Here is a 7,166-nt window from a genome sequence, read left to right as displayed (position 1 = left end):
GGTGATAACGTTGAGATGGGCGTAGAGCTTATCCACCCAATCGCTATGGACAAAGGTCTTCGCTTCGCTATTCGTGAAGGCGGCCGTACTGTAGGCGCTGGTGTTGTTGCTAACGTATTGAACTAATCATTAAGACTCAGCAATGAGCTTATGAATTAGTCATAAAAAAGGCCATCCTATCTAGGGTGGCCTTTTTTTGCGATAAATATTGATTGTATAATTACGGAGCTACATGAATGACTGTGTGGCAAGCTCTACATATATCATCTAAGCATAATATAATAATAAAAACAGCCTAATAATAATCATGTAAAAGGAACGTCATGTTTGTGATAGAAGCACTACCAACGAATGCAGTAGAACTTGAAAACGTTATTCAAACCGTCGCTAATATAGAAGCGATGGTGCAACCAGATGATGCTTGGAATCAGAAAACATTGACTGAGTTGCTTGAGCAGGACAGTATTCGTCTATTGACTGCTTACGATAAAATCGAAGAAGAGAGTACTTCTTACCGTGAGATAGTTGGCTATTGCTTATATCAAATGACTTTTGAGCAAGCAGAGGTGTTACGTATCGGAACTGATCCAAAGTACCAACGCCAAGGCATTGCTTCACAGGTATTGAATAAACTGCATGAGCTGTTACAGCTTAATCAGGTAGAGAGTCTTTTGTTGGAAGTACGTGCAGATAATACAGCGGCGATATCGTTATACGAGCAACAAGCGTTTAGCATCATTCATAGACGCAAAGGCTATTATAGAATGCCACACAAACAAGCAGTGGATGCATTAATCATGCAGCATACTTATGTTTAATAAAGAAAATAAAGCTTAATAAAAAATAAGTGATTGTAGTTAAGGTAGCTGTAATGACTACGATATAAGAGCAGAATTAACTAAGATTTAAACTTTATTGCAGAGGAATTTTCTTTTTACAGACTTCCACATCAAGCTGATAATCACTATCGGCTTTCATTCGACCTAAAATATCCAAGCGTTCGCTTAGTAGCTCAACCATTATGCTGATATTGGCTTGCTGTTTTTTAACCTGTTCTAATTTTTGCTGAGTGAGTATGAGCTGCGAATCAATATCCAAGTGACCATCATAATAATCATTTAGACTGTTTTTGATTTCAGTAAGCGTAAAGCCAATAGCTTGCGCACTTTTGATCAGCTCTATGCGTTCGATACATTCTGGATGAAATTCGGTATATAGACGTGAGCCTGCCTGACGCTTGCGAGATTTTAGTAGGCCTAATTGCTCATAATGGCGAACCGTATCTTTGGTCGTATTGGCCTTTGCTGCTAATTCTCCAATCAATAGAAACGATGTATCAAGTGCCATAATAACCTCTTATTTTTTCGCTATGATAATCATAACTCTAGTTGCCACGGCGTATCGCTATCCAGTAGCGATACGGATAATGGTTTATGAGAGTGCTTTTGCCATGGCACAGACTGGCTGCCTATTAAGTTGTCTAACTGAGCTAGGAAATCAGCACGCGGTAAAGTAGTCGCACCTAAGCTCATCAAATGATCGTTCGGTAACTGACAGTCGACGAGTGCGACATCACTTTGTTCACACAGGCGCATCAGACCCCAAAACGCTAGCTTTGACGCATTAGACGCTCGATGAAACATTGATTCACCAAAATAGATGCCGTTTATTTTTAATCCGTACAATCCGCCAATCAGTTGACCTGCCTCGTCCCAAACTTCAATGCTATGAGCAAAGCCTTGCGCATGCAATTTGGTATAGGCTTCGATCATCTCATCATGAATCCAAGTATGCTCACCTTCGGGATGATTGTCATTAAGGCCATTACTGCGCGGTAAGCTACAGGCGTGTATGACATCGTCAAAAGCTTGATTAAGCGTCAATTGCCAACGTTCGCGATTTGCTTGCTTACGTAGAGACTTGCTCGGTTGATAGGCAGAGGGGACAATCACGCAACGCGGCTCAGGACACCACCAAGCAATAGGCTCATCTTCGTTAAACCAAGGAAATAGCCCCTGAGCGTAGGCTGATATCAGCGTTTCAGGTGCTAGGTCACCGCCCATAGCGACGATGCCAATACCATCAGGATCGATAGAAACGGGATCAGGAAAGTCATAACACCCAAGACTTTTTAAAGTCTCAGGCGTAATGTGTTTATCGTGCTGTTGAGTAAAGTTGCCCATTTAGGCTTCTTTATCTGCAGTTAATGTTGAATCGTAAGTGTGATCACGAGCGACGGTTTCGCCCAGTGCATCCAAGTACTTTTCAGCATCTAGCGCAGCCATACAGCCAGTGCCAGCAGAAGTGATAGCTTGACGGTAAACGTGATCTGCTACGTCACCTGCGGCAAACACACCTTCGATACTGGTCTGAGTAGCATTACCATTCAAGCCACTATTAACGATTAGATAGCCATCTTTCATGTCCAATTGACCTTTGAACAAGTCAGTGTTTGGCTTATGACCAATAGCGACAAACATACCCATTGTATCTAGTTGTTTAGTGCTGCCATCAATCATAGATTCGATGACGACGCCATTGACGCCCATGTCATCACCGACGACTTCTTTTACTTGGTGGTTCCATTCGATTTTGACATTACCATTTTTGGCTTTTTCAAATAGCTTGTCTTGCAAGATTTTTTCAGAGCGTAGGCTGTCACGGCGATGCACTAAGGTCACTTCAGACGCAATATTAGATAAGTACAAAGCTTCTTCAACTGCTGTATTACCACCACCAATTACCGCAACTTTTTGGTTCTTATAAAAGAAACCATCACAAGTAGCGCAGGCTGATACACCAAGTCCTCTGAACTTAGTCTCTGATTCTAGTCCCAAGTACTGTGCAGAGGCACCAGTTGAGATAATGAGCGCGTCACAAGTATAGCTACCGTTGTTACCTGTCAATTGAAAAGGACGCTCGTTTAGGTTTACTTCGTTGATGTGATCGTAGACCAGTTCAGTACCGAAACGCTCAGCATGTGCCTTCATACGTTCCATCAATGCAGGACCTGTCAAATCATGCGCATCGCCTGGCCAGTTGTCGACTTCGGTAGTGGTGGTTAATTGTCCACCGACTTCCATACCAGTAACCATAACTGGCTTAAGGTTAGCGCGTGCTGCATAGACTGCGGCAGAGTAGCCAGCAGGGCCTGAGCCTAAAATAATGAGCTTTTCGTGACGTGGAGCAGTAGTGTCAGTTGCCATGAGTTGTTCCTTGCTAAATATACGAATTAAAAATGTAAGTTATAAATATAATAAAAGAGGAATATCAAAAATGACTACGAATATGCTTCTTCTAATTGCTGTGTGATAATAACATAAGGGCACAGCGCACAAAGTGCAAGTTTGCTAAAACAAACACAGGTATCATTAGAATCAAAGAATAAATAACTTTGGAACATAAGTGTAAAAACAGAGACTATTTTATAGAATTTAGGCAATACAGTTAGCCATATTTTGCCACTCGTGTTTCGCTAACCAGCTGTTTTCTTACGGAAAGTGTCTCCTGATTTACTTTCTTATACGCTTTCTTGAGAAGACTGTCGCCACTGCACCTATGTATTTGTTATTATAAGAAGTTATGCCAAGTGTAGTAGGAGCCAAGCGATAACGGTTGTTTCAAGGCTCTACAATCGGCACATGCCAAACAAACACTTCGCTCGGTACATTTATGTCAACACTTTATGTCAGCATGATTAGGCTTAGTCATGCATTGGCGACCATTTAGTATTAATAACAAGGCAGATCTTACGTGATATCAGCACCGCTTATTGAGTATTTAAAAAAGGGAATGTTTACCCTCCTTGGGTTAATACTGGCCGTTTATCTGTTCGTCATTTTGATGACTTACACAGGCAACGATCCTAGCTGGTCGCACATCAGTAGTGATATGACTACGATTAATAACATGGGCGGCGAGGCAGGCGCATGGCTATCCGATTTGCTTTATAGCTTTTTTGGGTTTGGTGCTTGGTGGTTTTTGGCGTTTGTGGTTTATGAATCTATCTTGATTTGGTGGGAAAACAAGCCAACATTTTGGCTCATGCGATTGGTCGCTTATGTGTTTTTACTATTAAGTGCTAGCGCATTATTTGCACAATTGGTCTCTTTAGTTCAACAAGTCACGAACCCTGACGCAATCGGCCTCGAAGGTGTCGCTGGTGGCATTATCGGGCTAGAGTTACAGGCGCGTTTGGCACAGCTGCTATCGCAGTGGGGGAGTGTGGTTTTCTTAGCAGTATTTGTTGTGATTACCGCTACGTTTGCCTTTAATATCCATTGGATGACGATATATCAAAAGGTTCGTGCGCTATCGTGGCTTGGTTCAGGTGTAAAAAGTCAGGATGCTGTCGACGCTACTGAACCAAGTAGTACATTACAAGATAATAGCCAGAACTTAGATGAAACGGTAGATAAGAAAGTAGAGCATGAGCAGCTGCCATTGGAGTTACAGTCTGCTGAAAATACTAGCGTTACTCAAGACGTCAGCAGTAGCGGACGTTTCGGTAGTGTCTTGTCAGACTTTTTGGCAACCTCAGGATTGGCAGATAGTGTCAAAGCCTCTGTCATCGCAGCAAAAGCAGCGGCGACACCTAATAGCTCAAAAGGTGAGCAGGTAGATATCGATACAGGCTCGTTTAGTAACTCTACTGACGATACGGTTAATAGTACAGTCCAGCCAGTGTCACTAAACTTGACTGCACCTATTGCTCGCAAAGTTGAGCCAAGCTTTGCGTGGAATGATGCCAATACGGTCGATGACTTACTTGCAAGTGAGCAAATGGCTTACAGCGCCAATAGTATGGGCAGTTCCGCTATGCCTGTACCCAACTATTCCCAAACGGGTACTAGTACCACGGCATCGTTAGAGAAAGCAGTACCTGCTACTGTAGTAACTACCACGACGGAATCGGTTGATGAGTCAGTACAAAGCGATTTAGCCAGTCAGCCAGTCATTGAACCTGATGAGCCTAAAATCTCTACGACACATGAGACTGCAGAAGTAGATAAATTAGCAGAAGCATGGTTGGCAGAGCATGCTGACATATCAGAACCTACAGAGTCTATTGTAGAAACGTATGAAGACTCTAAGACTGTTCAGGAAACCGTCGTAGCTGAGCCAGTAGTACAAGAGAAGACACCAGAACCTGTCGTAGAAGAGCCTATTAGCTTTGCACAGGAGTCAGCCAATCAATCGTCTGATACGCCTGTAGAGTTGCCACATACTGAAAAAATAGCAGTAGCCCCTGAGCCTGAAGTTGCTCCAATAACAGTAAAGACTGAGCCTGCATTGCCAGATGTGCCAGACGTTTCAGACATGACACCAACCAATACGCCTCCTGCCAATCCAAAAGCAGCGCCAACGGTGGGAGTGACTAGCCCAGCCTCAAATGTACAGCCTGAGCCGAAAGCGCCCGTGCAACCATCTGTTAGTTTTGCTGTCCCAGAGGGCGATAGTAGCAACCATATCACTGATATGATGCCAGAGGACGACAGTGATGACGACATCAATGTACCGGTCATGCCGCATATTAGTGATGACGCAGCTTTTAGTCAAAAGTCACGCTCGATGCAAACGGCAGCTTATCGCAGCAGCCTGACGCCTATTCCAGAAGTGTCTATATTGGATAAGCCAGATCCCGACCGCAAGCCTAGCTATACTGTGGCTGAGCTTGAAAAGTTATCTGAGTTATTAGAAATTAAGCTACAAGAATTTAATGTAAAGGCTTCTGTGGTTAATGCTATTCCAGGGCCCGTCGTCACTCGTTTTGAAGTAGAGTTGGCTGCTGGGGTGAAGGCTAGTAAAGTGACAGGTATCTCGCGTGATTTAGCGCGTTCACTATCGATGGCTTCTTTGCGTGTGGTCGAAGTAATTCCGGGTAAACCGTACATCGGTATCGAAGTACCTAACAAGAAACGTGAAATGGTACGTTTGATTGAATTGCTCAACACCGAAACGTTCAAAGACCCGAAAGCGCAGATTAGCATGGCGATGGGTAAAGACATCGGTGGTAACCCAATCATTACCGACCTTGCGCGTGCACCGCATATGCTAGTCGCTGGTACCACAGGTTCTGGTAAATCAGTATTGGTCAACTCGATGCTACTATCGATGCTACTCAAATATACACCCAATGAGCTGCGTCTTATCTTGATTGATCCAAAGCAGCTTGAACTTGCTAACTATAACGATATTCCACATTTGTTAACGCCAGTAGTCACCGATATGACGGAAGCGGCCAGTAGCTTGTCATGGTGTGTGGCTGAGATGGAACGACGCTATCAATTGATGAGCTTACTAAAAGTTCGTAAGCTCAATGAGTTCAATAAGAAGGTCATCGCGGCGGAAAAATCAGGCAATCCAATGCTCGATCCTCTATGGCGTCCGAATGACAGCGTCAGTATTAGCCAAGCACCCAAGCTAAAAACCTTACCCATGATTGTCATTGTCGCGGATGAGTTCGCCGATATGATTATGCAGGTCGGTAAACAGGCCGAAGAGCTGATCACGCGGTTGGCACAAAAGTCACGCGCGGCTGGTATTCATTTGATGCTCGCCACTCAGCGTCCGTCAGTCGACGTCATTACCGGTTTGATCAAAGCCAATATTCCAGTGCGAGCCGCCCTCCGTGTGAACTCAAAGGTCGATTCGCGTACCATCTTGGATAGCGGCGGCGCAGAAGACATGCTGGGCAACGGCGATATGCTGTTTTTAGGGCCAGGACAGATCGAGCCGGATCGTGTGCATGGCGCTTACGTCAGTGACGAAGAAGTTAACCGTGTCTGTGATGCTTGGCGTGAGCGCGGCGCCCCTGATTATATTGATAATATGGCAGGCAATTTTGAATTGTCTAGCCCAGGCGGTGGTAGTACAGCCAATGCCTCTGGTGAAGATGATGATTTATATAATGATGCCGTGGCCTTTATCATGGAAACACGTAAAGTGTCTGCCTCAAGCATTCAGCGTAAATTCAGCATCGGCTATAACCGTGCCGCGCGTATTGTCGACTCTATGGAGGAAGCTGGATTGGTCAGCTCGATGGGTAAAAGTGGCAAGCGTGAACTATTGATGTAGGATTAATTATTAAGTTAATAATGAAAAAGCGAGTCATGAGAATGGCTCGTTTTTTTATGGAAGAAACTTAATAATACTTTCATAAATTG

General features: G+C 44.0%; 5 protein-coding genes and 1 pseudogene. 3 read left to right on the top strand and 3 right to left on the bottom strand.

What is annotated here, in order from left to right:
• Positions 1-126 (top strand): annotated as a pseudogene (gene tuf, locus QL898_RS11015) (elongation factor Tu); the annotation flags it as partial.
• 197 nt (positions 127-323) lie between these two features.
• Entirely contained in the window at positions 324-818 is a 495-nt protein-coding gene (rimI, locus tag QL898_RS11010; RefSeq protein WP_290176828.1) for a ribosomal protein S18-alanine N-acetyltransferase, read from the top strand.
• A gap of 94 nt (positions 819-912) precedes the next feature.
• Here rimI and QL898_RS11005 read toward each other — a convergent pair whose 3' ends face one another.
• The 3 genes from QL898_RS11005 to trxB are packed head-to-tail and all read right to left on the bottom strand — an operon-like array spanning position 913 to position 3,206.
• Positions 913-1,347, bottom strand: coding sequence for a MerR family transcriptional regulator (locus tag QL898_RS11005; protein ID WP_102078510.1), 435 nt, complete (start codon positions 1,345-1,347; stop codon positions 913-915).
• Positions 1,348-1,376: 29 nt separating this feature from the next.
• A complete protein-coding gene (gene aat, locus QL898_RS11000) occupies positions 1,377-2,183 on the bottom strand; it encodes a leucyl/phenylalanyl-tRNA--protein transferase (protein WP_290176826.1) in 807 nt (268 codons plus the stop codon).
• Positions 2,184-3,206, bottom strand: a complete 1,023-nt coding sequence (gene trxB / locus QL898_RS10995) for a thioredoxin-disulfide reductase (protein ID WP_057758497.1) — start codon at positions 3,204-3,206, stop codon at positions 2,184-2,186.
• A 547-nt stretch (positions 3,207-3,753) separates the two neighbouring features.
• On the opposite strand from trxB, the gene QL898_RS10990 reads away from it, so the two are divergent.
• Positions 3,754-7,077 carry a DNA translocase FtsK 4TM domain-containing protein gene (locus QL898_RS10990; protein WP_290176825.1) on the top strand — a complete coding sequence of 1,108 codons (3,324 nt, stop codon included), beginning with the start codon at positions 3,754-3,756 and terminating at the stop codon, positions 7,075-7,077.
• Positions 7,078-7,166: the final 89 nt, after the last annotated feature.

This window comes from Psychrobacter sp. APC 3279, assembly GCF_030407795.1.
Taxonomy (GTDB): domain Bacteria; phylum Pseudomonadota; class Gammaproteobacteria; order Pseudomonadales; family Moraxellaceae; genus Psychrobacter.
Note: the sequence above shows the minus strand (reverse complement) of the source record. Positions and strands in the feature narration are given on the sequence as shown.